Raw genomic sequence first — 26,121 nt, 5'->3', positions numbered from 1 at the left:
ACTACTGACCTGAAAAACAAAAAGAACCCGGCTTTCGAGGTTGTTGGGAGGTTACTTCATGCGCAAGCTGCTTGTTGCGGTCGCCGCCACGGCCATTCTCGTGGCCTCCGCCGCTGCCCAGACCCAGAACCCCGTCGTCATCAAGTTCAGCCACGTCGTTGCCAACGATACTCCGAAGGGCAAGGGCGCGCTGAAATTCAAGGAGCTCGCTGAGAAGTACACCGACGGCAAGGTCAAAGTCGAGGTCTATCCGAACTCCACGCTGTACAAGGACAAGGAGGAGATCGAGGCGCTCCAGCTCGGCTCGGTGCAGATGCTCGCGCCGTCGACCGCGAAATTCGCGCCACTCGGCATCAAGGAGTTCGAGGCGCTCGACTTGCCGTGGCTGTTCAAGGACGACCAGACCTATGCCAACGCGATGAAGGGCACGGTCGGCAAGTGGCTGTTCCAGAAGCTCGAGGCCAAGGGCATCACCGGGCTCGCTTATTGGGACAACGGCTTCCACATGGTCTCCGCCAATCGCCCGCTGATGAAGCCGACCGATTTCCAGGGCCTCAAGTTCCGCATCTCGGGATCGAAGATTGCCGACCAGTATTTCCGCCTGGTCGGCTCGATCCCGCAGATCATGGCGTTCTCCGAAGTCTATCAGGCGCTCCAGACCGGCGTGGTCGACGGCTGCGAGAACACGGCGTCCAACTATCTGACGCAAAAGTTTTACGAGGTGCAGAAGGACATCACCGTCTCTTATCACGCGCATCTGCAATATGCCGTCATCGTCAACTCGAAATTCTGGTCGGGCTTGCCGCCCGACATCCGCACCCAGCTCGACAAGGCGATGGCGGAGGCGACCGACTACACCAACTCGATCGCGCGCCAGGAGAACGAGGACGCGCTGGCCGAGATCAAGAAGACGGGCAAGACGACGCTGCATTATCTCAGCGACGCCGATCGCAAAGCGTGGCAGGAGGCGATGCAGCCGACCTACAAATGGGCGAAGGGCCGGGTCGGGCAGGAGGTGCTCGATCTCCTCGCCAAGGAACTCGACGTCAAGATGAACTGACGGCCGCGCCCTAATAAGAACAATAACAACGGTCGGGGGTGATCGCACTCCCGGCCGTTTCGCTCTTGAATGGACGAGCCAATGCTGGGGGGACCAAGTTGCTGCGGGTACTGAATCGTTTTCTCGATCATCTCGAGGAATGGCTGATCGCGACGATGATCGCGGCTGCGACGTTTCTGATCTTCGTCGCCGTGCTGCACCGCTACGGGGCAGGGCTGTCGATCGATATCGCCAAATGGGCCGAAGCCCGCAACCTGGCTTTCCTCGCCGTACCCGCGCGCGCTGTGTTCGTGTGGCTTGCTTCGCTCGACCTGTCCTGGGCGCAAGAGCTCTGCATCTACATGTTCATCTGGATGGCGAAGTTCGGCGCGGCCTACGGCGTGCGCACCGGCATCCATGTCGGCGTCGACGTGCTCGTCAACATCCTTCCGGGCGGATCGCGCCGTCGCGTTATCACCTTCGGGCTGTTGTGCGGCGCGCTCTTCACCGCCATCGTGGGCTATTTCGGGGCCGCGTTCGTCGGCCAGATGTGGCAGACGGGCCAGCAGTCCAACGATCTCGAAGCGCCGATGTGGATGGTGTATCTCACCATCCCGCTCGGCTCCGGCCTGATGTGCTTCCGCTTCCTGCAAGTAGCGTGGTCGTTCTACCGCACCGGCGAGCTGCCGCATCACGACATGGCGGGCGTCGAGGGCGTCGAAGCGGATCCGGTGCATCCGGCCCCGGTCACGCCCAGCCAGGTCGCCAGGGACGAGCGCAGCCCGCTCGGCTGGATCCTGATGCTGCTGCCGGTTCTGATCGTCGCCCTGTGCTTTGCGCATGCCGGCCACGTCATCACACTGCCGCAAGGCCTGCGCGTCGCCATCGTGTTCGCGCTGCTGCTGTCATTGATGCTGACGGGCATGCCGATCTCGATCGCGCTTGGTCTGACCGTGCTCAGCTTCATGTTCACGCTGACCGACGTGCGCACGGAATCGGTGGCGCTGAAGCTGTTCACCGGCATCGAGAATTTCGAGATCATGGCGATCCCGTTCTTCATTCTCGCCGGCAACTTCCTGACCCATGGCGGCGTGGCACGCCGGATGATCACGTTCGCGACCGCGCTGGTCGGCCATTGGTACGGCGGCCTCGCACTCTCCGGCGTGGTCGCCTGCGCGCTGTTCGCGGCGATTTCCGGCTCCTCGCCGGCGACCGTGGTGGCGATCGGCTCGGTGATCCTGCCTGCGATGGTCGCGCAAGGATTTCCCAAGCGGTTCGGGGCGGGAGTGATCACGACCTCCGGCTCGCTCGGCATTCTCATTCCGCCGTCGATCCCGATGGTTCTCTACGCCGTCTCCACCAACAGCTCGGTGGGCAAGCTGTTCATCGCCGGCATCGTGCCGGGGTTGGTGCTGGCCTCGCTGCTTGGGGCGACGACATTCTATCGGGCCTGGCGCAACGACTATCCGCGGATGCCGAAGGCTACGTTCCTCCAGCGTCTCGACGCATTTCGCAAATCGATCTGGGGCATTTTGCTGATCGTCATCGTGATCGGCGGCATCTATAGCGGCCTGTTCACGCCGACGGAAGCTGCCGCCGTCAGCGCGGTCTACGCCTTCATCGTCGCAGTGTTCATCTACAAGGATCTGAAGCTGCGCGACGTGCCGCGGGTTCTGCTGTCGTCGGCGAACCTATCGGCGATGCTGCTCTATATCATCACCAACGCGGTGCTGTTCTCGTTCCTGATGACCTACGAGAACGTGCCGCAGGCGCTGGCACAATGGATGATCGACCAGGGCCTGGGCTGGATCGGCTTCCTGCTGCTCGTCAACCTCCTGCTGCTGCTGGCGGGCAACGTGATGGAGCCGTCCTCGATCATCCTGATCATGGCGCCGATCCTGTTTCCGGTCGCGGTCAAGCTCGGCATCGATCCGATTCATTTCGGCATCCTGATGACGGTCAATATGGAGGTCGGGCTGTGCCATCCGCCCGTCGGCCTCAATCTCTACGTCGCATCAGGTATCGCCAAGATGGGCATCACCGAGCTCACCGTCGCGGTGTGGCCCTGGTTGCTGACGATGCTGTGCTTCCTGGTGGTCGTGACGTATTGGCCGGGTCTGTCGTTGTGGCTGCCGAGGCTGCTGGGGATGTAGCTGATAGCCCTCTCCTTGTCGGAGAGGGTGGCTCGCCGCGCAGCGGCGAGACGGGTGAGGGGTCTCTCTCTGCGCGTGACGCTCGCGCAATTGAGTTCGCGGAGAGAGACCCCTCATCCGGCGCTTCGCGCCGCCTTCTTTCACAAGGCGCGAAGGGAATGGGGCACTGTCCGGGAGGAGAGCAACATGGCTGAACCCAACAACGAATCGAAAGACGCTTCTCCCTCCGTCATCGCGCAGCATGACGCCATGCTGAACGCGCTGCCGTTTTTAGACAGGCGCGATTTCGACGATGCCGCGCGCGGTTTTCTCGGCACGATCGAGAACGCGACGATCACAAATCCGCAAGGGCGGACGGTCTGGAGCCTGGAGCCTTACGGCTTTCTCTCTGCTGAACGGGCGCCAGCCACCGTCAATCCGAGCCTGTGGCGGCAGTCGCGGCTCAACATGCATCACGGCTTGTTCGAGGTCGTGCCCGGCGTGTATCAGGTGCGCGGGTTCGACATCGCCAACATGACGCTGATCGAGGGCGACAGCGGCGTCATCGTCGTGGATACCCTGACCTCGATCGAGGGCGCGCGCGCCGCGCTCGATCTCTACTTCAGCCATCGTGGCAAGCGCCCGGTCGCGGCCGTCATCTTCACGCACACCCACACCGATCATTGGGGCGGCGCGCGCGGCGTGCTGGAGGAAGAGGCGCTGGCGGCCAGCCGCGTGCCGATCATCGCGCCGAACCTGTTCATGGAGCACGCCGTCTCCGAGAACATCATCGCCGGACCGGCGATGCTGCGCCGGGCGCAGTACCAGTTCGGTCCCTTTCTCGCGAAGGGCGTACGCGGGCAGGTGGATTGCGGGCTCGGCAAGTCGATGGCGGCGGGATCGGTCGCACTGCTGCGCCCGACCGACTTGATCATGGCGACCGGCGAGACGCGTGTCATCGACGGCGTCGAGTTCGAATTTCAGATGGCGCCGAACAGCGAAGCGCCGGCGGAGATGCATTTCTTCGTCCCGCGCTACAAGCTGCTGAACCTTGCCGAGAACTGCACCCACAATTTCCACAATCTGCTGCCGTTCCGTGGCGCCGACGTGCGCGATGCGCTGGCCTGGTCGAAATATCTGGGCGAGGCCCTGCTGCTTTGGGACGGCAAGGCGGAGGCGATGTGCGGCCAGCATCACTGGCCCGGTGTGGGGGCGGGAGCGCATCGGCACCATGATCCGGCAGCAGCGCGATCTCTACAAATTCGCGCACGACCAGACCATCCGCCTGATGAACCACGGCCTTACCGCCGCCGAGATCGCCGAGACGATCCAGCTGCCGAAGAGCCTTGAGGCCGCTTGGCACGGCCGCGGCTATTACGGCCACATCCGGCACAACGTGAAGGCGATCTACCAGAAATATCTCGGCTGGTACGACGCCAATCCGGTCAATCTCGATCCGCTGCCGCCGGTGGAATCAGGCAAGAAGTATGTCGAATACATGGGTGGTGCGGATGCCATTCTGGCGCGGGCACGGACGGATTTCGACAAGGGCGAGTTTCGTTTCATCGCGCAAGCGCTCGGCCATCTCGTCTTCGCCGAGCCGGATAATCAGGCGGCGCGCGCGTTGCTGGCGGATACGCTCGAGCAGCTCGGCTATGCCGCCGAAAGCGCGACCTGGCGCAACGCCTATCTGTTCGGCGCGCAGGAGCTGCGAAACGGCATGCCGAAGACGGCGCCGCGCCCGCCAATGCCGCGCGAGGCGCTGGCCGCATTGCGCACCTCGCAGCTCTGGGACCTGCTCGGCATCCGCCTCAACGGCCCGAAAGCGGAAGGCAAGCACATCGTGCTGAACTGGAGTTTTTCCGACACCGGCGAGACCTTCGTGCTCAATCTGGAGAACTCTGCGTTGACCTATGCCGAGGGCGTGCAGGCGGAGCGCGCGGATGCCAGCTTTACGCTGACACGCGCGACGCTCGACGAAGTCATTGCGAAACAGACGACCTTTCCGGAGGCGGTCGCCGCCGGCAAGATCAAGCTATCAGGCAATCCGATGCGGCTCGCCGAGCTGATGGGCCTGATGGACGAATTCCCGCGCATGTTCGAGATCGTCGAGCCGAAGCGAGCGGTGGTGAGCTAGGCGCGCGGTCCGTTGGCTCTGACCTGTTTCCTTCTCCCCTTGTGGGAGAAGGTGGCGCGAAGCGCCGGATGAGGGGTCCGTTTCCGCGGAAAGATTTTTCCGTGGCGAGGCAAACCCCTCACCCAAGCGAGTGTGCCGCGCAGGCCTTGAGCCCTCTCCCACAACGGGAGAGGGCACTTCGACCAGCAGCGGTGCAGAAGCTCTACTCCGCGCTGCTCACCAGCTTGATCCGCGGCGCCTGTGCCTCGGTCAGGCTGCGATACGCCGCGAGATAGTCCAGTGCCATCCGCCGCGCCGTGAAGCGGGTCTCGAACTGCTTGCGGATCGCAGTGCGGTCCAGTTGCGCGAGGCGGTTGACCACTCCCGCTGCGCTGATGACGTCCTCGACGATGAAGCCGGTGAGGCCCTCGTCGATGATCTCCGGCACCGAGCCGCGGTTGAAGGCGACCACCGGCGTTCCGCACGCCATCGCTTCGATCATCACCAGACCGAACGGCTCCGGCCAGTCGATTGGCAGCAAGAGACCGAGCGCGCCGCTCAAAAAGTCCGATTTCTCGTGATCGCTGATCTCGCCGATGAACTCGACCAGCGGATTGTTCTCGATCATCGGCCGGATCAGTTCGTCGTAATAATCCTGGTCGGCGCGATCGACCTTGGCGGCGATCTTCAGCGGGATGCCGCAATGGGTCGCGATCTTGATGGCGCGGTCGACGCCCTTCTCGGGCGCGATGCGGCCGAGCACGGCGAGATATTCCTGCTTGACGGGCTTCGGCGTCAGCAGATTCTCTGGCAGGCCATGATGAATGGTGGTGACCCAGTTCGCCTGCGGCACGGGCCGCCGCTGCGCATTGGAGATCGAAATGACCGGCATTTTCGAGAAAGTGTTGAACACCGGCTGGTGCTCCGGCAGGTCGAGACGGCCGTGCAGCGTGGTCACGAACGGCGTTGGCTGCCGATAGAACAGCGACCACGGATAATAGTCGAGGTGGAAGTGAAGGAAGTCGAACTCCTCGTCGTCACATTTCTGCCGCACGCGCTCCAGCAACACCATATGCAGCGCGTTGGGATCACGCACGGAACCGTCGAGGCGGAGCGCCCGCGGCCATAATGCATCTAGCTTTGCCGAGGTTTGCGAGTCGCCGCTGGCGAACAGCGTCACATCGTGTCCAAGGGCCACCAGCTCTTCCGTCAACCAATGCACCACCCGCTCGGTGCCGCCATACAGTTTGGGTGGAACAGCCTCCGTCAACGGAGCAACCTGCGCGATGCGCATCTCACCATCTCCTCTGTGCGATCATGTATTGAAAACCCCCCGCCTGTACGGCACCGGCAATGCCAGACAAGGGAACGTTCCCGCACCTGCGAAGTTCCTTCCTCCGAACGTTACATATTCGACACGTCAGGGGGACGTCTCGATGCTGCCACTACATCTTCTCAGATCGTCCGTATCCGCATGTCGTGATCGCCGGGCCCGGGAACCGAGGCGAAGTGGTCGCTGTTCACTCGACCAGTAACGAAATGAAAACCAGCATAACGGGGCGATAGCCATATGGATCAGCTTTCTGGATACGCGCGCAGGCCATTTGCCTTTGTCTTGCGCTACCTCCGGCGTCGTCTCGCGTCACACCTGGTGATCCTGACGGCTGTCGTGGCAGCCGTTGCCTGCTCCGTGGGCACCCAGTACGGCGTCAAATCGCTGGTCGACAGCCTGTCCGCCGGACCATCTCATGGCGGCAGCGTATGGCTGGCATTCATTCTGCTCATGTCACTGATCGCCGCCGACAACTTCCTGTGGCGGATCGCGAGCTGGACGGCGAGCTTCACCTTCGTCCGGGTCACCGGTGATTTACGTCGCGACATATTTCGTCATCTGACCGGCCACGCCCCGAGCTATTTCTCCGATCGCATGCCGGGCATGCTGACGAGTCGCATCACGGCGACTTCCAACGCGGTGTTCACGGTCGAGAACATGTTCGTCTGGAACGTGCTGCCGCCCTGCATTGCCACAATTGCGGCAATCATGCTGATCGGAACCGTGAGTCCGTATATGGCGCTGGGCCTGATCGTGATCGCCGGCGGCATGGTGGTCGCGATGTTCCACCTGGCCGCCGCCGGCAAGCCGCTGCATGATGATTTCGCCGACAAGGCCGCGGTGGTCGACGGCGAGATGATCGACGTGATCAGCAACATGCCGCTGGTGCGCGCCTTCTGTGGCATCAGCCACGAGCATGAGCGGTTCGACGCGACGGTGAATCGGGAGCTCACCGCGCGGGGCCGCAGCCTGCGGTATCTGGAGAAGCTGCGGATCACGCATGCCGGCGTGACCGTCGTGCTGACCGTGGCGCTGATGGCCTGGGCGATCACGCTGTGGCAGAAGGGCGAGGCGACCACCGGCGACGTCGTGCTGGTCTGCACCCTCGGCCTGTCCATTCTCAATGCAACGCGCGATCTCGCGGTGGCGCTGGTCGACGTGACCCAGCACGTCGCGCGGCTGACCGAGGCCATCGCCACCCTGCTGGTGCCGCACGAACTGCGCGATCACCCCGAGGCCGAGCCTCTGGTCAAGAGCGGCGCCGCGATCGCGTTCAATAACGTCACCTTCGGCTATCCCGGCGGCGAGAAGATTTTTGAGCGGTTCAGTCTACGCTTGCAACCCGGCCAGCGCGTCGGCCTGGTCGGCCAGTCCGGCGGCGGCAAATCGACCCTGTTCACGCTGCTGCAGCGCTTCTACGACGTCGACGAGGGTAACATCACCATCGATGGCCAGGACATTTCCAAGGTGACGCAGCTGAGCCTGCGCGAGGCGATCTCAGTTGTGCCGCAGGACATCTCCCTGTTCCACCGCTCCATCCGCGAGAACATCCGTTATGGCCGGCCGAACGCCACCGACGACGAGGTGCTGCGCGCGGCGATCGCGGCGCGTTGCGATTTCGTCGAGAGCTTGCCGGAAGGTCTCGATACCATGGTCGGCGACCGCGGTGTGAAGATGTCGGGCGGCCAGCGCCAGCGCATCGCGATCGCGCGCGCCTTCCTCAAGGACGCGCCGATCCTGCTGCTCGACGAGGCAACCGCAGCGCTCGACAGCGAATCGGAGGAGGCGATCCGCGAGGCACTGTCGCGGCTGATGCGCGGCCGCACCGTGGTTGCGATCGCGCATCGCTTGGCGACGCTGCGCAATTTCGACCGCGTGGTCGTGCTCAAGGCCGGCAAGATCATCGAGGACGGCGCGCCCGACCGGCTGATGCAGGGTCACGGCCCCTACCGTGAGCTGGTGACGCAGGAGATGAGCCGGCTCGCGAAGGTCGCCGCGTAGATCGAGCAGTCACATTCGCGTTGGTTGCGTTTCGAATCAAGGCGCAGGGGAGCAGCTCATGGCAGCCGAAACCGTAACCCAGATCATTTCCGTGTCCCAGACGGTGGAGGCCGTCGCGGAGCAGACGTTCTACATTCCGATGACGGGACCCGCCGCCCGGCCGCGGCGGTCCCTCAAGCACGACGATACCTTCATCGTGCTCGACAGCCACGGCGACATCGGCGCTTCGGCGGGCGGGCCGGACGGGCTGTTTCACTCCGACACGCGCTACCTGGCGCGGCTGGAGCTCGTGCTCGACGATCTTCAGCCGCTGCTGCTCGGCTCGAACCTCCGCGACGACAATTCGGCGTTGACGGTCGATCTCACCAATCCCGACATCTATCGTCAGGGCCGCCTCGTGTTCCAAAAGGATCTGCTGCACATCGTGCGCACGATCTTCCTGTGGCGCGGTAGCGCTTATCAGCGCATCGGCGTGCAGAACCACGGCGACGCACGCGCCAGCTTCGAGCTGACGCTGCTGTTCGACAACGACTTTGCCGACCTGTTCGAGGTCCGCGGCGAGCGGCGCCCGCGCCGTGGCACCGGTACGAGCCGCTTGTTAGGTCCGACCGACGTGCTGTTCGAGTATCGCGGCCTCGACGAGGCCGAGCGCATCACTGGGCTGCATTTCGATCCGCGTCCGACGCGGCTGTCGGTCAATGCTGCGACTTGGCAGCTCGAGCTCGACCCGCACGAGGCCAGATCGCTGTTCGTTGCCGTCTCTTGCAACCGGCCGGTGACGGAAAAGCCGGCGCGGTTCTTCCCGGGCCTCTTGGCGCACCGCCGCGAGATGCGGCAGTCGACCATGGGCGCCGCCAGCATCGAGACCTCCAACAACATCTTCAACGAGGTGCTGTGCCAGGCCATGGCCGACCTCAACATGCTGATGACGGAGACGCCGCAAGGGCGTTATCCCTATGCCGGCATTCCCTGGTACTCGACGACGTTCGGTCGCGACGGCCTGATCACCGCGCTCCAGATGCTCTGGGTCGATCCGCGCGTCGCCAAGGGCGTATTGCGGCGCCTTGCGCATTTCCAGGCGAAGGCGGTCGATCCGCTCGCCGACGCCGCGCCCGGAAAGATCCTGCACGAGATGCGCGGCGGCGAGATGGCGGCGTTGGGCGAGGTGCCGTTCTCCCAATATTACGGCAGCGTCGATTCGACCGCGCTATTCGTCCTGCTCGCGGGAAGCTATTTCGAACGTACCGGCGACGAGGCCACGTTGATCGAGCTGTGGCCGGCGATCGAGGCCGGGCTCGCCTGGATCGACGGCCCCGGCGATCCCGATCAGGACGGTTTCGTCGAATACCAGCGCGCGACGGAGAAAGGACTCGCCAACCAGGGCTGGAAGGATTCCTACGACGCGATCTTCCATGCCGACGGCCAGCTCGCGGAAGGCAATATCGCTCTCGCCGAAGTCCAGGGCTACGTCTACATGGCCAAGCAGTCGGCGGCGCGCTGTGCCCTGCAGCTCGGCAAGCCGGACCGCGCGCGCCAGCTCGAGGCCGAAGCCAAGGCGCTGGCCGAGCACTTCGAGAAGGCGTTCTGGTGCGAGGAGCTCGGCACTTATGCGCTCGCCCTCGACGGCAAGAAGCGCCCCTGCAAGGTGCGGACCTCGAATGCCGGGCAGGTACTGTTCAGCGGCATGATCCGCGAGGACCGCGCCCGTCTGGTCGCAGCCGATCTAATGCGGCCGCATTTCTATTCGGGCTGGGGCATCCGCACCGTCGCGCAAGGCGAGGTCCGCTACAACCCGATGTCCTATCATAACGGGTCGATCTGGCCGCACGACAACGCGCTGATCGCGCTCGGGCTCGCGCGCTACGGCCTCAAGCATTCGGTGGCCCATGTCTTCAAGGGGCTGTTCGACGCGGCGACCTATATGGATTTGCGTCGGCTGCCCGAATTGTTCTGCGGCTTTCGGCGCGAGAAGCGGCGCGGCCCGACGCTGTATCCGGTCGCCTGCGCGCCGCAGGCCTGGGCCAGCGCGACGCCGTTCACGTTGCTGGAGGCGGCGCTCGGCATCGAGTTCGACGTGGCGCGCGGGGAGATTCGCCTGCGCAATCCGCATCTGCCGGCGTTCCTGAACGAGGTGATCCTGCGTGATGTGCGGCTGGGCGAGTCCAGCGTGGATCTGCGCGTCAGCCGCCATGCCGATGACGTGGCGCTGGAAGTGTTGCGCACGCGCGGCCAGATCCAGGTCTCGATCGTGCTGGCGCGCTAGCGGCGTGCCGTGAGGAGGGTGTGATGCGTGCTATCGGAGCGCTGATCCTGGGCATAGCCATCGTCGCGGGCCTGGCGGCTGCGCCCTCGCGCGCCGCGGAGGATCAGCCCGCGAGCCAGAGCGAAGCGAATGCGCCGCCGGCACAGCCGCCGGCCTCGACCGTTCCGGTCACCCCGAAGGATGCCGCCCCGCCGCCCTCGGTGACCATCATCGGCGCGAGCGAAGCGCATGGCGTCCTTGGCCGCGACGTGCGCAGCGCCGCCGGCGAAGACATGGGCCGTATCGTCGACGTCATCGTCGATCGCACCGGCCATGTGCGCGCGGCGGCGATCGATTTCGGCGGCTTCCTCGGCGTCGGCAGCCGTAAGATCGTGGTGGACTGGAACGCGCTGCGCTTCGGCAAGATCGCCAACAAGAAGGACAGCATCACGCTGGAATTGACCAAGGCGCAGGTCGCGGCTGCGCCGGAATACAAGGAAGACACGCCGATCGTGGTGCTCGGCGCGTCCGGCAGCCTTCAACCGCTGCAAGCGATTCAGTGAGGTGCCCGGAGGGCTGACCGCCTGTGCTGTTGTCGAGCAAGCCGAAACATGCAGATCGCGACGCCCCGGTTGAGCAGGACCACGCCGCCGCGCTATCGGCTGCAGGTCTTCCGGCACCGTCGCGTCAGAGCCTGCGCGGGCTCGACTGGTTCATCTTCTTCCTCGCCGATGTGCAGACCGGATTCGGTCCGTTCATCGCGGTTTACCTCACGACGCAGAAATGGACCCAGGTCGAGATCGGCCTCGTGCTGTCGATCGGCGGCATCGTCGCCCTGATCGGGCAGATGCCGGGCGGGGCAATCATCGATGCGGCGAAATCGGAACGGCTGGTGGCCGCGCTTGCGATTGCCACCATCGGCTGCTGCGCGCTGGCCTACGCCGCGATGCCGATCTTCCCAGTGGTGGTGACCGCCGCCACCCTGCATGCGATGGCGAGCTGCGTGCTGGGGCCGGCGATTGCCGCGATCAGCCTCGGCCTGGTCGGTCCGCTCGCGATCGGCGAGCGTCTTGGCCGCAATGCGCGCTTTGCCTCGCTCGGCAACGGCGTCGCGGCGGCGGTAATGGGTACCGCCGGCTACCTGCTGTCGAGCCGCTCGGTATTCCTGGTCACCTTCCTGCTCGCGATCCCGACCCTGATCGCGCTTTCGCGCATCCGCGAGCACGAGGTCGACATCGCGCGCTGTCACGGTGAGATGCCGCCTGAGGCAGCCGATCGCGGCGACACCAATGTCTGGCACCTGATCCGGCAGCGTCCGCTGATCGTGTTCGCGCTGAGCGTGCTCTTGTTGCAGCTCGCGAACGCGGCGATGATGCCGCTGATGGCGAGCGCGGTGACGGCGCGGTCGAGCCAGTGGGCGACGGTGCTCGTCGCCTTTTGCATCGTCGTCCCGCAGGCGATCGTGGCGCTGCTGTCGCCGACGGTCGGGCGCAAGGCACAACTTTGGGGCCGACGGCCGCTGCTCCTGATCGGATTCGGCGCGTTGACGATTCGCGGTCTGCTGTTCGCAACCGTGCGCGATCCCTATCTGCTCGTGCTGGTGCAGGTGTTCGATGGGCTCACCGCGGCCGTGTTCGCGGTGATGATTCCGCTGATCGTCGCCGACGTTGCCTTCGGCAGCGGTCACTTCAACCTGGCGCAGGGCATCGTCGGCACCGCGACCGGCATCGGTGCGGCCTTGAGCACCGCGCTTGGCGGCTATGTCAGCGACAAGTTCGGCAACGCCACCGCCTTCATCGGACTGTCCGGGGTTGCCGCGACGGGGCTTCTGCTGATTCTGTTCGTAATGCCGGAGACGCGGCGCGCGGGTATGACTGCAGCAGCGGATCGTCCATCCTGGTGATACTCAATTCGTCGCTGGCGTAGCGCCCACGCCGGCCACGCAACCGTGCCAGCCGAAAGCATCGAACGACCGCCAGCACGGCCGTGCCGACCAGTCCGCCACAGAAATAGCAGGCAAGATAGGTGCCGCCGGCGATGCCGCTGTTGTCCGAGGCCGCCTGTCCGACGAAGCGGATATGGACGCACTGCCGATTGCGGCGGACTGAGAGCCTTGTTGGTCATTGTTTTGCGCAATGGCGATTTCGCAGGCGCGCGGTCCGGGCTATTGTCGCCATGTCTTCGTCGCGAGGCTTGCAATTGGTTGGTGAAAAAGATCTGGAGGCATCGCTCGATAGGCTGCGCGCGAACGCAGCGGGACCGGTCGCCGGCGTGTTCGGTCCGGCCTCGCTGACCTGGCAGATCGACCGGGAGGCCGTAATTTTTCTCGGCGCCGGCCGCGCGCTGCTGCTGCAACTGGCGCATCCTTGGGTCGCGGCGGCGATCGCCGAGCATTCGCGCACCCTTGCCGATCCGATCGGCCGCTTCCATCGCACTTTCGACATCGTCTTTACCATGGTGTTCGGCTCGCTGGACCGGGCGCTGCGGTCGTCCCGGCAGTTGCACCGGCGCCACAGCATGATCGTCGGCGAGATGCCCGACACCGTCGGGCCGTTCGCGGCCGGCTCGCGCTACTGCGCCAACGACATTCCCTCGCTCCGCTGGGTCCATGCGACGCTGGTCGAGACCGCACTGATGGCGCATGATCTGGTGCTGCCGCCACTCTCGGCGGAGGAGCGCGAGCGCTATTGGAGCGAGGCCCGGCTTTACGGCGCCCTGTTCGGATTGACGGGGGATGATCTGCCGGCGGACTGGTCGGGCTTCGCAGCCTACACCAAGGCGATGGCGCAGTCGGATACGCTGACCGTCAGCCCGGCGGCGCGCGAGATCGCCGAGCAGATCTTCAGCGGCGCCCGTCCCTGGTTGCGGCCGCCGCGATGGTACCGCGCGCTCACGGCGAGGATGCTGCCGGAACGCTTGCGGGCCGGCTTCGGATTTGAGCTCGATGAGCGGGACATCAGAACTGCCGATCACGCGCTGAAATGGATACGGCGTGTCTATCCGAGATTGCCCGACAGGCTGCGCTATGTCGGGCCCTATCAGGAGGCGCAAGCGCGGCTGCGCGGCGAGCCGCAACCCGATTGGCTGACCCGATGCCTCAACAGAGCCTGGATCGGGCGGCCGCAGATGGATGTGCGGGGGCAGTAGAGCCTCAAAAGCCAGGCCTGTCCGGTCGTCCGTGCCGTTCACGGGGTGCCGTTATCCTCCATCATTCCGGCGGTACGATGGATTCCGGGCTCGCGCCAAAACCCGCGCCCCGGAATGACAGCGTCGCCTCACACCGCCGCCAGCTTCCGGTACAGCGCGCTGTAGCTGCCGGCCGAGATGCTCCAGGAGAACGATCGTCCCATCGCGCTGCGGCGCATGGTATCGAGCTGGTCCTGCGCCATGAACGCCTCGAACGCGCGGCGGACGCCGCCGAGGAAGGATTCACGCGAGGGTCTTGAGAACAGGAAGCCGGTCTCGCCGTCAGTGATGGTTTCGGCAAGGCCGCCGGTCTGGTGTCCGATCGGCAGCGAGCCGAAGCGCTGCGCGTACATCTGGCTGAGCCCGCACGGCTCGAAGCGTGAGGGCATCAGGGTGAAATCGCTGCCGGCGAAAATACGGCGAGCCTGGGCGTCGTTGAAGCCGATCACGACCCCGATGGCGTCGGGGCGGCGCCGGTGCGCGTCGATCAAGGCTTGCTCGAGCGCCGGCTCGCCGGAGCCGGTGACCACGATCTGCCCGCCGGCGTCGACGATCTCGTCGGCGGCCGACAGCACGAGGTCGATGCCCTTCTGGTGCACAAGGCGGGCAACGATGCCGAACATGGGACCGCGTGAGACCGCAAGCCCGAATTGCTTGCGCACGTAGTCCGCATTCGCTTTCTTGCCGACCCAGTCGCCCGCGCCGAATTGCTGCGCGAGCTGTGCGCAGGAGCGTGGGTCCCAGCTCTCGTCGATGCCGTTGAGGATGCCGGTGAGCTCGGCCGCGTCGGAGCGGACGCGAAGCAGGCCTTCGAGGCCGCAGCCGTATTCGGCCGTCGTGATCTCGCGCGCATAGGTGCCGCTGACCGTGGTGAGGTGAGACGCATAGACCAGCCCCGCCTTGAGGAAGGAGACCTGGTCGTAGAATTCGACGCCGTCAATGTGGAACGAGCTCTCCGGAGCGCCGATCCGCCGCAGCGAGTCCTTCGGGAAGAGACCCTGATAAGCGAGATTGTGGATGGTCAGGATCGACGGCAGCTTGGCGCCGCGCCAGGCGAGATAGGCCGGCACGAGCGAGGCCTGCCAGTCGTTGGCATGGATCAGGTCTGCTGCCCAATTCTTGTCCAGCGTGCCCATGGCCAGCTCAGCGGCGGCCGAGGCAAGGCGCGCGAAGCGGATGTCATTGTCCGGCCAGTCGCGCCCGGATTCGTCGCCATAGGGATTGCCGGGTCGGTCGTAGAGCTGTGAGCACAACAGCACGTAGACCGGCAGGCCATCCTTGGTCGCGGCCCGTCCGAGCGAGCAGGCCGGCATCTCCGCAAATGCCAGACAGCGGCCAACGATTTGAATGTGCGTGAGTTGCTCGATGATGTCGCGATAGCCGGGCAGCATGATCCGGATATCGGCAAAGGAGCGAAGGGCGCGAGGAAGGGCCGCGGAAACGGCGCCAAGTCCGCCCACGCGGACGAAGTCGTCCATCTCTGTCGTGACGAACAAGACCCTCAAGAACAGCTGCCCTCTGCCGAGCCCGCTTGCCTCTATGCAAGAACGGGTCCAGTTGCCGTCACATTCAAATCCCCGCCCACGCGGCCTGTCCGTTCGGTAAAGACTTTCCTACTCAGCCGCCGCCCTCTAGGGTCGGCGCATCAACAACAAAGAACACTGAAGGTTCCATGGGGCTCCGCGGATGCAGCTAGCAGATAAGCATGGGGGAAAGACGACAAAGGCCTTCGCGGGCCTGCGGGTCCTGGATTTTTCGACCACGATTGCCGGTCCCCATTGCACGCGGATGCTCGCCGACATGGGCGCTGAGGTCATCAAAATCGAGACCGATGGCGGAGAGACGATGCGGACCCGACCGCCGCTCCGCAAGGGTTGCAGCACCACGTTCGGCCAGCTCAATGTCGGCAAGAAGAGCGTGGTGCTCGACCTCAAATCCGAGGACGGCAAGGAGGCGGTGCGCCGGCTGGCCACAACCGCCGACATCCTCGTCGAGAACTTCCGCCCGGGGGTGATGCGCCGGCTGCGGCTCGACTACGACAGCATGCGTCAGATCAACCAAAGGCTGATCTACTGCTCGATCTCCGGCTACGGCCAGACCGGGCCGTCGGCCGAACTGCCGGCCTATGCGCCGGTGATCCATGCGGCCTCGGGCTACGACATGGCGCATCTTGCCTACCAGCCCGGTCGCAGCCGTCCCGACTATTGCGGCATCTACCATGCCGACGTCGTCACTGGCACCTACGGCTTCGGCGCGATCGCGTCTGCGCTCTATCAGCGCACCGTTACGGGCCTTGGCCAGCATATCGACGTTTCCATGCTGGAAACGATGCTGTCGCTGACGCTGACCGAGTTGCAGAGTTCGCAATTCGCCGTGAAGCCGCCGCCGCGCCCGATGTTCGGGCCGACGGAGACGGCCAGCGGCTACGTCATGATCACAGTCGCCAGCGAGAAGACGTTTCGAGGTCTGATGGAGGTGATCGGCCGCACCCAATGGATTTCCGATCCGCGCTTTTCGACCTACGCCGCGCGCCGCGAGAACTGGGCCGAGATGATGGACGGCGTCGAAGCCTGGTCGCGGCAGCTCACGACCGATGCATGCCTTGCCGCGCTCGGCGCGGCCGGCGTCCCGGCCTCGGCCTATCGCACCGTGTCCGAAGCGCTGGCCGATCCGCAGCTCGCGCACCGGCAGGCGCTGTCCGAAGTGCGGGATGAAGGCGGCTCATTCCAGGTGCTCAATTTGCCGTTCCGGATGTCGGGCGCGGAGACCGCGCCAGCCAAGACGATGGCCGTGCTCGGCGAGCATACGGATGCGCTGCGCGCCGAGATCGGTCTTGCGAGCGATGCACCAATTCCGTCAGGCAAAACGGCCGCAACGCGCTGAACGCAACGCGCCGCGACATGCGGCGCTCGAACTCTCGTGCGTTCCTCTTGCCGTGGCGGACATTTGTCGCCAATCTTGCTCCCGAGTCATTCAACGATCCGAAACATCGGACGAGGGATCCTGGGAGGAACCATGACGAAGGCGGCTGCAGTCGCACGCAAGCGCGTGCCGATTTTCCTCGTCGCGGCATTTGCTCTGGCCGCGCCTGCGCAAGCGCAGAAATCGGGCGGCAGCATCACCGTCGGACAGGAGCTGGAAATTGCAGGGTTCGACCCGCTCAAAGTCGGCGTCTACGACACCTCCACCTTCACCGCGGCCGCCGCAATCTTCGACACGCTGACGACGCTCGATGAGAAAGGGCAGGCCGCGCCAAAACTGGCGGTGTCCTGGACCCATTCCGATGATTACAAGAGCTGGACCTTCAAGCTGCGCCAGGGCGTGAAATTCCATGACGGCACGCCGTTCAACGCGCAGGCTTTCAAGGAGAATTTCGACCGGCAGAAGGACCCCGCCAACAAGTGCCGCTGCGCCTTCTACATCACCAACGTCAAGGAGGTGCTGGCGCCCGACGAGTACACCATCGTCTATAATCTTACCGATCCGGCCGTGAACCTGCCGGCGACGATAACCATCCAGAGCCAGAACAACGTCGTGCATTCGCCGACGGCCTGGAAGACCAAGGGCGACGACTATAATCGCAATCCCGTCGGCACCGGCCCCTACATGCTGAAATCCTGGACTGCGGGCGACCGCATGGTGCTGGAAAAGAACCCCAACTACTGGGACAAGGGCCGCCCCTATCTTGACCGCATCATCCTAAAGCCGCTGCCGGACGCGCAGTCGCGCTTCGCTTCGCTGCAATCCGGCGAGGCCGACATCATCTGGGACGACGAGAACGACGCCGACAACATCATGAGGGCGCAGAAGGATCCCAAGCTCACCGTGCACACCTACAAGGGCTCGGGCGCGCAGGTCTATGCCTTCAACACCAAGGTTGCGCCGTTCGACGATGTCCGCGTGCGGCAGGCGCTGGTGATGGCGATCGACCGTCCAAAAATGTCGCAGGCGATCAGCAACGGCCTGAGCCGGCCGGCGAGCAATCCCTATGGCGACGGCTCCTGGGTCAAGTGCAAGGACGACGGTGCGCTGCCGTTCGACGTCGAGAAGGCCAAGGCGCTGATCAAGGATTATGGCAAACCGGTCGAGTTCAAGATGCTGGTAACCGCGACGCCGCGTGGTCGCATGATCGGCCAGGTGCTCCAGCAGTTCTGGAAGCGCGTCGGCGCCAACATGGAGATCGAGCAGGTCGACCAGGCCACCATTCCGTCGCGCGCCTTCGCCCGCCAGTTCCAGCTGACGCCATGGCGCATCGTCGATCTCGCCGATCCCGATCCGCAGATGTACGCCAACTTCCGCAGCGGCAGCCCACTCGCGCTCGCGGGCTTTTCAGATCCCGAACTCGACCGGCTGCTCGATCACGCCCGCGTCACCGCTGATCCGGCACAGCGCACCGAGGATTATTGCGCGATCAGCCGCCTCATCAACAAGGAGGCGATCTGGTTCTGGACGTTCCAGAACACCTATTACGCGCTGTCGAGCGCCAAGCTGAGAGGCTTTCCGAAAATCTACAACGGCGTGATCGACGTCTCGAGCACCTGGCTGGAATGAAAGCGCGATGCTGAACTTCGTCGTTCGGCGGCTCCTTGCGATCCTGCCGGTTCTGCTGGCCGTCTCGTTGCTGACCTTCCTGATCGCATCGCTGCTGCCGGGCGATCTCGCTTTGGTCATCCTCGGCGACCAGGCGACGCCGGAGAACGTTGCGGCACTGCGCCGTGACATGGGGCTCGACCAGCCGCTGTGGTGGCGTTACCTGAGCTGGCTCGGTCATGTCTTGCAGGGCGATCTCGGCCGCTCCTTCCGCACCGGGCAGACGGTGCTCCAGGCAGTGGCCGAGCGCATCCCGGTCTCGCTCCAGCTAATGCTGATGGCGGAGTTCATCGGGCTCCTGATCGGCGTGCCGCTCGCGATCGCCTGCGCTGCGCGCGCCGGCGGCGCCTTCGACCGCTTTATGACCGGCAGCGCCTTTGCCATGCTGTCGATGCCGTCCTTCCTGACGGCGATCCTCCTGATCTATCTGTTCGCGGTCGAGCTGCACTGGTTGCCGGCGACCGGCTATGTGCCGTTCACGGAGGCGCCGCTGGCCAATCTGCGCTTCTTCGTGCTGCCCGCGCTGACGCTGGCGCTGGCGGAATGGCCGGGCATCATGCGCGTGCTGCGCTCCGACATGATCGCGACCTTGCAGGAGGACTATATCGCGTTGGCCAAGGCCAAGGGCCTCAAGCCAGCGCGCATTCTGTTCGTGCATGCGCTCAAGCCGTCGTCGCTGACGCTGGTGACGGTGACCGGAATCAATATCGGCCGCTTGCTCGGCGGCACGCTGATCGTGGAATCGATCTTTGCGCTGCCTGGCATCGGCCGGCTGCTGGTCGGCGCGATCTATACCCGCGATCTTGTCATCCTCCAGGGTGTGGTGCTGCTGGTCGCCTGCGGCTTCGTGCTCGTGAACTTCATCGTCGATATGCTTTACGCCGTGCTCGACCCCAGGATCCGCCATGGCCACGCTTGAGCTCTCGATGCAGGACGATGCGACGTCCGCGCCCGTTCGCGGCAGGCATAAGCTCGGCCTGCTGTTTTGGCTCGCGAGCGGCTGGCTCGCGATCGTTGTTGCGCTCGCGATCCTCGCGCCGGTGCTGCCGCTGCAGAACCCTGTAGACATGGACATGCTGGAGCGCCGCGCGGCGTTCTCCGGAGAGCACTGGCTCGGCACCGACGGGCTCGGCCGCGACGAGTTCGCTCGCCTGATCTTTGGCGCGCGGGTGTCGCTGACAGTCGGGCTGATCGCGCCGATGATCAGTCTCGTTTTCGGCGGCGCGCTCGGCCTGCTCGCCGGCTATTTCCGCGGCCGGTTCGAGACGCTGGTGGTCGGCAGCATGGACGTGCTGCTGGCCTTTCCGCCGCTGATCTTCGCGCTGGCCGTGACTGCCTATCTCGGCCAATCCGTCCCCAATCTCACCTTGATCCTCGGCGTGCTCGGCATTCCCGCCTTCATGCGGGTGGCACGCGCGGCGACGCTGACGCTGGCGCGGCGCGAATTCGTGATTGCAGCAGAGGCGCTCGGCGCCAGCCATGCCCGCATCATCTTGCGCGAGCTGCTGCCGAACGTGATCCTGCCGCTGCTCGCCTTCTTCCTGCTCGGTGTCGCCGTCACCATCGTGGTCGAGGGCGCGCTGTCCTTCCTCGGTCTCGGCGTGCCGCCGCCGATGGCGAGCTGGGGCAGCATGATCGGCGAAGGACGCGACAGTCTCGACGTCGCGCCGCGGCTCGCCTTCTTGCCGGCGGCGGCGCTGTTCCTGACCGTCCTGGCCTTCAACCTCGTCGGCGATACCTTGCGGGCGCTGACCGACCCGCGTCAGGGGGCATTGTGAGCGTGCCGCTCCTGAGCATCGAGCACGTCGCGGTCGAGCTGCCGACACCGCGCGGCAATCTGCGTGCTGTGGATCACGTCGACCTGTCGCTGGCGGCCGGCCGCACGCTCGGCATCGTCGGTGAGTCTGGCTGCGGCAAGACCATGCTGTCGCGCGCGGTGCTGCAGCTGCTGCCGAAGAAGGCGAAGCTCACCGGCCGGGTGATGTTCGACGGTGAGGATCTGGTGCGGCTCGATGCGGAACGGCTGCGGCGCTTGCGTGGGCGCGATCTCGCGGTCGTGTTCCAGGATCCGATGACCTCGCTCAATCCGGTGCTCACCATTGGCACCCAGCTGATGGAGACGATCCAGGAGCATCTCGAGCTGGATGCCCCGGCGGCACGGAAGCGCAGCATCGAGCTGCTGGCCGCTGTTGGCATTCCGGCACCGGAGCAGCGGCTCGCGCAATACCCGCATCAATGCTCCGGCGGCATGCGCCAGCGCATCGCGATCGCGATCGCGCTGTCCTGCGAACCGAAGCTGCTGATCGCGGATGAGCCCACCACGGCACTCGACGTGACCATCCAGGCGCAGATTCTCGATCTCCTGGCGCGTGAGCAGCGCCGCCGTCATATGGCGATGATCATCATCACCCATGATCTCGGCGTCGTCGCCGGCCGCGCCGACGAGGTCGCCGTGATGTATGCGGGCAGGGTGGTGGAGCGCGCACCGACGTCGGCGCTGTTCAAGCGCATGCATATGCCCTACACCGAGGCGCTGCTGGGGGCGATTCCGAAGTTGGACACCGCGCCGCATACGCTGCTGCCTGCGATCTCCGGCCGTCCGCCGGACCCGATACGGCCGCTGCGTGGCTGCTCCTTTGCGCCGCGCTGCCGCTATGCCGCGGGGCGCTGTCACGAGGCCAAGCCCGAACTAAAGAGCGCGGAGATGCCGGAGCATCTCTATGCCTGCTTCCATCCGATCCGGATGGCCGAGGGGATCGGCGCATGATGCAGCTTGCCGTGCGCCCCGAGCCGCTGCTGAACGTCGACAATCTCGTCGTCGAATATGGTCTCGGCAACAAGACGGTGCATGCCGTCTCCGGTGTCAGCTTCCAGGTCGCGCGCGGCGAGACGCTGGGGCTGGTGGGTGAATCCGGCTGCGGCAAGTCGACGCTGGGGCGCGCGGTCCTGCAATTGCGTCGCGCCAGGTCCGGGCGGGTGATGTTCGACGGCCAGGATCTGACGGCGATGGAGGGCGAGGCGCTGCGCAAGATGCGCCGCCGCGTGCAGCTGATCTTCCAGGATCCGATCGCCTCGCTCAATCCGCGCCGGCGTATCGGCGACATCGTCGCCGAGCCGCTGATCATCGCCGGCGTCAAGGATGCCGCCGAGCGCAAGCGGCGCGTTCACGAGGTGCTCGTCGCGGTCGGGCTCGATCCCGATATCGTGGCGGGCCGTTTGCCGCATGAATTCTCGGGCGGGCAGTGCCAGCGCATCTGCATCGCGCGGTCGCTGGTGCTCAATCCTGAGTTCATCGTCTGCGACGAACCGGTCTCGGCGCTCGATGTCTCCATCCGCGCGCAGATTCTCAATCTGCTGGAGGAGATGAAAGCGCGCTTTGGCCTGACGCTGCTGTTCATCGCGCATGATCTCGCGGTGGTCAAAGCCGTCAGCGACCGCGTCGCGGTGATGTATCTCGGCCGGCTCTGCGAGGTCGGGCCGTCGGAGCAATTGTTCGCAAGGCCTGCGCATCCCTACACGGACCTGCTGTTGCGGGCGATCCCGGTGCCGGATCCGGACGTGCGTCCCGCCGAGAGTGTGGCGACCGGCGAGCCGCCATCGCCGATTGCGCCGCCGTCCGGCTGCCGCTTCCGCACCCGCTGTCCGCGCGCCGATCAGCAATGCAGCGCACAGATACCGGAGTTGCGCGAGGTCGCAATCGGCCAGTTCGTGGCTTGCCATCATCCGCTGGCCTAAACTAAGACGGCTTCGGGGTTTGTCTCGTCGTGTCGGCCATGGCATGGTGGCGCGACAACAAGAACATGCCGGGAGGATGTCGATGAAGAGCTTCAAGGTCGCCGATTTCAAGGCGCCGCTGCAGGAGTTCGACCAGCCCACGCCGCAGCCGTCGGGTACCCAGGTGCTGATCAAGGTCAAGGCGGCCGGCGTCTGCCACAGCGACCTCCACATCTGGGAGGGCGGCTACGATCTCGGTCACGGTCGCAAGCCGCTGTCGCTGAAGGACCGGGGCATCAGTTTGCCGCTGACGATGGGCCACGAGACGGTCGGCGAAATTTTGGCGTTCGGTCCCGACGTGAAGCCGACCGACCAGGGCGACCTCAAGCTCGGCGATGTCGGCCTGGTCTATCCGTGGATCGGTTGCGGCAAGTGCGCCACCTGCCTCGGCGGCGACGAGAACATGTGCCTGACGCCGCGCTCGCTCGGCGTCTATTGCGATGGCGGTTATGCCGATCACATGCTGGTGCCGCATCCGCGCTATCTGCTCAATCTCCGGGGGCTCGATCCCGCGACAACCGCCCCCTACGCCTGCTCGGGCGTCACCACCTACAGCGCGCTGAAGAAGGTCGAGCAGCATTTCGATACGCCGATCGTGATGTTCGGCGCCGGCGGCCTCGGCCTGATGGCGCTGTCGCTCTTGAAAGCGATGGGCGGCAAGGGCGCGATCATGATCGACATCGATGCGAAGAAGCGCGAGGCGGCGGAAAGGGCCGGTGCGCTCGCGACCGTCGATCCCAAGGCGCCGGATGCGCTGGAGCAACTCGCCAAGAAGGCGGGCGGGCCGATCCGCGCCGTGATCGACCTCGTCGGCAACGCCGCGACGACGCAACTCGGCTTCGACTGTCTGACCAAAGGCGGCAAGCTCGTCATCGTCGGCCTGTTCGGCGGCGGCGCGACCTGGGCGCTGCCGCTGATTCCGATCAAGGCCGTGACGATCCAGGGCAGCTATGTCGGCAATTTGCGCGAGACGCAGGAACTGCTCGATCTGGTGCGGACGAAGAAAGTGGCACCGATCCCGGTGACGCCGCTGCCGCTCGCCAGGGCCAACGACGCGCTGGCGCAATTGCAGCAGGGCGCGGTGGTCGGACGCACCGTGCTGACGCCGTAGTTTCAAATCGTCGTTCCGGGGCGATGCAAAGCATCGAACCCGGAACCTCGAGATTCCAGGTTCGGTCCTGCGGACCGCCCCGGAATGACATCCCTGGATCAGGAACGTCCATGTCCGCAAATAACGCCTTCCACATTGCCGTGCTGGCCGGTGACGGCATCGGTCCAGAAGTCATGGCGCCGGCGATCGAGGTGCTGCGCAGGATCGAGCAGAAATCGGATTTGAACTTCCGCTTCACGGAGGCCCCGGCCGGCGCCAACAATTATCTCGCGACCGGAAAGTCGATGCCCGACACTACGATCAAGCTGTGCGAGGAGGCGGACGCGATCCTGCTCGGTGCCTGCGGGCTGCCGTCGGTGCGCTATCCCGACAACACCGAGATTGCGCCGCAGATCGAGCTACGCTTCATCTTCGATCTCTATGCCGGCGTGCGTCCGGCGCGGCTCATTCCGGGCGTGCCGAGCCCGATCGTCGGCGCCGACCAGCGCGGCATCGATCTCGTCGTGATCAGGGAATCGACCGAAGGCCTGTTCGCCTCGATGGGCAAGGGCATCGTCACCCATGAGGACGCGCGCGAGATCATGGTGATCACGCGCAAGACGTCCGAGCGCCTGTTCGAGTTTTCGTTTCGCCTTGCCGAGCGGCGCAGGGCGCGCGGCAAGCCCGGTGCGCTCACCTGCGTCGACAAGGCGAACGTGTTCAAGGCTTTTGCCTTCTTCCGCGGCATCTTCGACGAGATTGCCAAGACGCATCCGGAGGTGAAGACCGACCGGCTCTATGTCGATGCCTGCTCGGCGATGCTGGTGAAGCGTCCCTGGGAGTTCGACGTGATGGTGATGGAGAACATGTTCGGCGACATCGTCTCCGACATCACCGCGAGCCTGATCGGCGGCCTCGGCATGGCGCCGTCGGCCGATATCGGTGACAAATACGCCGTGTTCCAGCCCTGCCACGGCACCGCCCCCGATATCATGGGGCAGGGCAAGGCCAACCCCACCGGCATGATCTTGTCGGCGGCAATGATGCTCGACTGGCTCGCCGACAAGCACGGCGTCGAGAGCGCGGCGGAAGCGGGCGAAACGATCGAGCGCGCGGTGGATCAGATCTATGCCGGCGGCATCAAGCCGATGGAGTTCGGCGGCAGCAACGGCACCGCCGATATCACGAAGGCGGTCCTGGGCGCGCTGTAGTCAAAGAAAAGGGGCCCGCGGGGCCCCTTGTCGTTCACCAGCGGTGCCAATAGCGGTGACGCCAGCCCCACGGACGCGGACCGTAGAAGCGCGGACCGCCGTAAAAACCGTAGGCGCGATAATAGTTCGGACGCCACCAGCAGCGGCCCCAGGGGTTACAGACCCAGCGCACCTGTTCGACTTCAGCGGCCGGGCCGCTGGCAATCTTGTCCGCCTGCGGAATGCCGTTCGGCATTGCCGCGAGCGCAGGGCCCGAGGCGAGCGCCGCACCGCCCAAGGCAGCCAGACCAAGAATAGCAAATTTGAGTGTCATCGCAATCTCCCTCGTTGGTGGCGGGAGAACTTTCGACAGATCAACTGGTTGCTGCTGCATCGAATTGCGCGAGGAATTTAATCTTCCTGAACGTCGGTTCAGCTTCAGCGCCCCTGGAACTTGGGCCTGCGCTTTTCCATGAAGGCCTGCCGGCCCTCGCGAAAATCCTGGGAGTCCATGCAGGCGTTGCCGATCGCCTTGATCGTGTCCATGTCGCGCTGGCTCTCGTCCTTCAGAATTTGCGCGATGGTGATCTTGGCGGCCTTGATTGCGAGCGGCGCGTTTTCGGAAATGGTCTGCGCGATTGCCATGGTCTCGCCCCAGAGTTGATCATCGGGGATCACGCGCTCGACGAGGCCGATGCGCAGCGCCTCGGAGGAATCGATGCGCATGCCCGTGTACATCAACAGGCGCGCCCAGGACGGGCCCACCAGCGACACCAGGTGCCGCAAGCCGTCGTAGCCATAGGCGATGCCGAGCCTGGCCGCGGGAATGCCGAACTCGCTGTCATGCGAGGCGATGCGGATGTCGGCAAGCATCGCGACCTGCATGCCGCCGCCGAGGCAAAAACCCTGGATGCAGGCGATGGTCGGCTTGGGATAATCAGCGAGCAGCGCGCGCTGGGCGGCGCTGCGCTTGGCGTACTGCTCGGACGCCGCTGCGTTGTGCCGCGTCTTCTCGAACTGGCTGATGTCCGCGCCCGACACGAACGCCTTGCCGCCGGCGCCGCGGAGGATCACGACGCGCACCGTCTCGTCGTCGCGCAGGCTGGTCAGCGCCTCGCCAAATCCCTCCCACATCTCCAGCGATATCGCGTTGCGTTTGTCGGGATTGTTGAAGGTGATCACGCCGACGCCGCCGGTCGTGTGCTTGAGGATCTTGCGGCCGGCGTAAGCCGTTTCTGTCGTGTCGGTCATGTCGGACATCGCGCGCTCGCTGGTCGTTGACGAGGCAATGTGCGGCGCGGGCGCCGCCGCGGTCAACCGGGTAGGGCGAGGTGTATTGCATCCGCCTGTGCCGCGATCGCATGGCGCGGCGAGGTGTCGGCAAAAGCCGCGGGCGAGTGGCAGTAAGTGCCATGAAAAAAGGGCGGT

At 64.9% G+C, this 26,121-nt stretch carries 19 protein-coding genes and 3 pseudogenes; 17 read left to right on the top strand and 5 right to left on the bottom strand.

The window, feature by feature from the left end; translation table 11 throughout:
• Nucleotides 1-58: 58 nt before the first annotated feature.
• The 4 genes and pseudogenes from IVA98_RS26010 (at nt 59) to IVA98_RS25995 (ending at nt 5,308) form a co-directional block, all read left to right on the top strand.
• Nucleotides 59-1,060 carry a DctP family TRAP transporter solute-binding subunit gene (locus IVA98_RS26010; protein WP_247303083.1) on the top strand — a complete coding sequence of 334 codons (1,002 nt, stop codon included), beginning with the start codon at nt 59-61 and terminating at the stop codon, nt 1,058-1,060.
• A gap of 155 nt (nt 1,061-1,215) precedes the next feature.
• Nucleotides 1,216-1,695, top strand: a pseudogene (locus tag IVA98_RS37310) (TRAP transporter small permease); the annotation flags it as partial.
• 216 nt (nt 1,696-1,911) lie between these two features.
• Nucleotides 1,912-3,192: a TRAP transporter large permease gene (locus tag IVA98_RS37305; protein ID WP_247303394.1), complete on the top strand. Its 1,281-nt coding sequence runs from the start codon at nt 1,912-1,914 to the stop codon at nt 3,190-3,192.
• Nucleotides 3,193-3,378: 186 nt separating this feature from the next.
• Nucleotides 3,379-5,308 (top strand): annotated as a pseudogene (locus tag IVA98_RS25995) (alkyl/aryl-sulfatase).
• Nucleotides 5,309-5,510: 202 nt separating this feature from the next.
• On the opposite strand, the gene IVA98_RS25990 reads toward IVA98_RS25995, so the two are convergent.
• Nucleotides 5,511-6,581, bottom strand: a complete 1,071-nt coding sequence (locus IVA98_RS25990; protein ID WP_247303079.1) for a glycosyltransferase family 4 protein — start codon at nt 6,579-6,581, stop codon at nt 5,511-5,513.
• A 276-nt stretch (nt 6,582-6,857) separates the two neighbouring features.
• On the opposite strand from IVA98_RS25990, the gene IVA98_RS25985 reads away from it, so the two are divergent.
• Genes IVA98_RS25985 through IVA98_RS25970 form a run of 4 tightly spaced genes read left to right on the top strand, consistent with a single transcriptional unit; the run spans nt 6,858 to nt 12,766 of the window.
• Nucleotides 6,858-8,621: an ABC transporter ATP-binding protein gene (locus IVA98_RS25985; protein ID WP_247303077.1), complete on the top strand. Its 1,764-nt coding sequence runs from the start codon at nt 6,858-6,860 to the stop codon at nt 8,619-8,621.
• Nucleotides 8,622-8,679: 58 nt separating this feature from the next.
• On the top strand, nt 8,680-10,884 hold the full coding sequence (locus tag IVA98_RS25980; protein ID WP_247303075.1) for an amylo-alpha-1,6-glucosidase: 2,205 nt from the start codon (nt 8,680-8,682) through the stop codon (nt 10,882-10,884).
• Nucleotides 10,885-10,907: 23 nt separating this feature from the next.
• Entirely contained in the window at nt 10,908-11,426 is a 519-nt protein-coding gene (locus tag IVA98_RS25975; RefSeq protein WP_247303073.1) for a PRC-barrel domain-containing protein, read from the top strand.
• Between the two features lie 23 nt (nt 11,427-11,449).
• On the top strand, nt 11,450-12,766 hold the full coding sequence (locus tag IVA98_RS25970; protein ID WP_247303071.1) for an MFS transporter: 1,317 nt from the start codon (nt 11,450-11,452) through the stop codon (nt 12,764-12,766).
• A gap of 3 nt (nt 12,767-12,769) precedes the next feature.
• On the opposite strand, the pseudogene IVA98_RS25965 reads toward IVA98_RS25970, so the two are convergent.
• A pseudogene (locus IVA98_RS25965) lies at nt 12,770-12,935 on the bottom strand (MFS transporter); the annotation flags it as partial.
• A gap of 127 nt (nt 12,936-13,062) precedes the next feature.
• Between IVA98_RS25965 and IVA98_RS25960 the strand changes: the two are divergent.
• Nucleotides 13,063-14,010 (top strand): oxygenase MpaB family protein, encoded by a 948-nt coding sequence (locus IVA98_RS25960; protein ID WP_247303069.1) that lies wholly within the window; start codon nt 13,063-13,065, stop codon nt 14,008-14,010.
• Between the two features lie 128 nt (nt 14,011-14,138).
• Here the strand turns inward: IVA98_RS25960 and glgA are convergent, their stop codons facing one another.
• Nucleotides 14,139-15,554: a glycogen synthase GlgA gene (gene glgA, locus IVA98_RS25955; protein ID WP_247355743.1), complete on the bottom strand. Its 1,416-nt coding sequence runs from the start codon at nt 15,552-15,554 to the stop codon at nt 14,139-14,141.
• Between the two features lie 181 nt (nt 15,555-15,735).
• Between glgA and IVA98_RS25950 the strand changes: the two genes are divergently transcribed.
• The 8 genes from IVA98_RS25950 to IVA98_RS25915 all read left to right on the top strand — a co-directional run bounded on the left by IVA98_RS25950 (nt 15,736) and on the right by IVA98_RS25915 (nt 24,714).
• Nucleotides 15,736-16,932: a CaiB/BaiF CoA transferase family protein gene (locus IVA98_RS25950; protein WP_247303064.1), complete on the top strand. Its 1,197-nt coding sequence runs from the start codon at nt 15,736-15,738 to the stop codon at nt 16,930-16,932.
• Nucleotides 16,933-17,064: 132 nt separating this feature from the next.
• Entirely contained in the window at nt 17,065-18,600 is a 1,536-nt protein-coding gene (locus IVA98_RS25945) for an ABC transporter substrate-binding protein (protein ID WP_247303062.1), read from the top strand.
• A 7-nt stretch (nt 18,601-18,607) separates the two neighbouring features.
• Nucleotides 18,608-19,558: an ABC transporter permease gene (locus IVA98_RS25940; protein WP_247279274.1), complete on the top strand. Its 951-nt coding sequence runs from the start codon at nt 18,608-18,610 to the stop codon at nt 19,556-19,558.
• The gene (locus tag IVA98_RS25935; RefSeq protein ID WP_247303059.1) at nt 19,545-20,417 is read left to right on the top strand and encodes an ABC transporter permease; all 873 of its coding nucleotides are present in this window, start codon (nt 19,545-19,547) and stop codon (nt 20,415-20,417) included. The genes IVA98_RS25940 and IVA98_RS25935 overlap by 14 nt, the downstream gene beginning before the upstream one ends.
• On the top strand, nt 20,414-21,406 hold the full coding sequence (locus IVA98_RS25930; protein ID WP_247336151.1) for an ABC transporter ATP-binding protein: 993 nt from the start codon (nt 20,414-20,416) through the stop codon (nt 21,404-21,406). Before IVA98_RS25935 ends, IVA98_RS25930 begins: the two co-directional genes overlap by 4 nt.
• Nucleotides 21,403-22,374, top strand: a complete 972-nt coding sequence (locus IVA98_RS25925; RefSeq protein ID WP_247303056.1) for an ABC transporter ATP-binding protein — start codon at nt 21,403-21,405, stop codon at nt 22,372-22,374. Before IVA98_RS25930 ends, IVA98_RS25925 begins: the two co-directional genes overlap by 4 nt.
• Nucleotides 22,375-22,456: 82 nt before the next feature.
• Nucleotides 22,457-23,524 (top strand): alcohol dehydrogenase, encoded by a 1,068-nt coding sequence (locus IVA98_RS25920; RefSeq protein ID WP_247303054.1) that lies wholly within the window; start codon nt 22,457-22,459, stop codon nt 23,522-23,524.
• A gap of 110 nt (nt 23,525-23,634) precedes the next feature.
• The gene (locus IVA98_RS25915) at nt 23,635-24,714 is read left to right on the top strand and encodes an isocitrate/isopropylmalate dehydrogenase family protein (protein WP_247303052.1); all 1,080 of its coding nucleotides are present in this window, start codon (nt 23,635-23,637) and stop codon (nt 24,712-24,714) included.
• A gap of 34 nt (nt 24,715-24,748) precedes the next feature.
• Here IVA98_RS25915 and IVA98_RS25910 read toward each other — a convergent pair whose 3' ends face one another.
• Together IVA98_RS25910 and IVA98_RS25905 are read right to left on the bottom strand one after the other, a co-directional pair.
• Nucleotides 24,749-25,027: a hypothetical protein gene (locus IVA98_RS25910; protein WP_247303050.1), complete on the bottom strand. Its 279-nt coding sequence runs from the start codon at nt 25,025-25,027 to the stop codon at nt 24,749-24,751.
• A 104-nt stretch (nt 25,028-25,131) separates the two neighbouring features.
• A complete protein-coding gene (locus IVA98_RS25905) occupies nt 25,132-25,953 on the bottom strand; it encodes an enoyl-CoA hydratase (protein ID WP_247355742.1) in 822 nt (273 codons plus the stop codon).
• Nucleotides 25,954-26,121 lie beyond the last annotated feature (168 nt).

The sequence above is a fragment of the Bradyrhizobium sp. 160 genome (genome assembly GCF_023073735.1).
In the GTDB taxonomy this organism is placed as follows: Bacteria; Pseudomonadota; Alphaproteobacteria; order Rhizobiales; family Xanthobacteraceae; genus Bradyrhizobium.
This window is presented reverse-complemented; position numbering and strand designations above follow the sequence as displayed.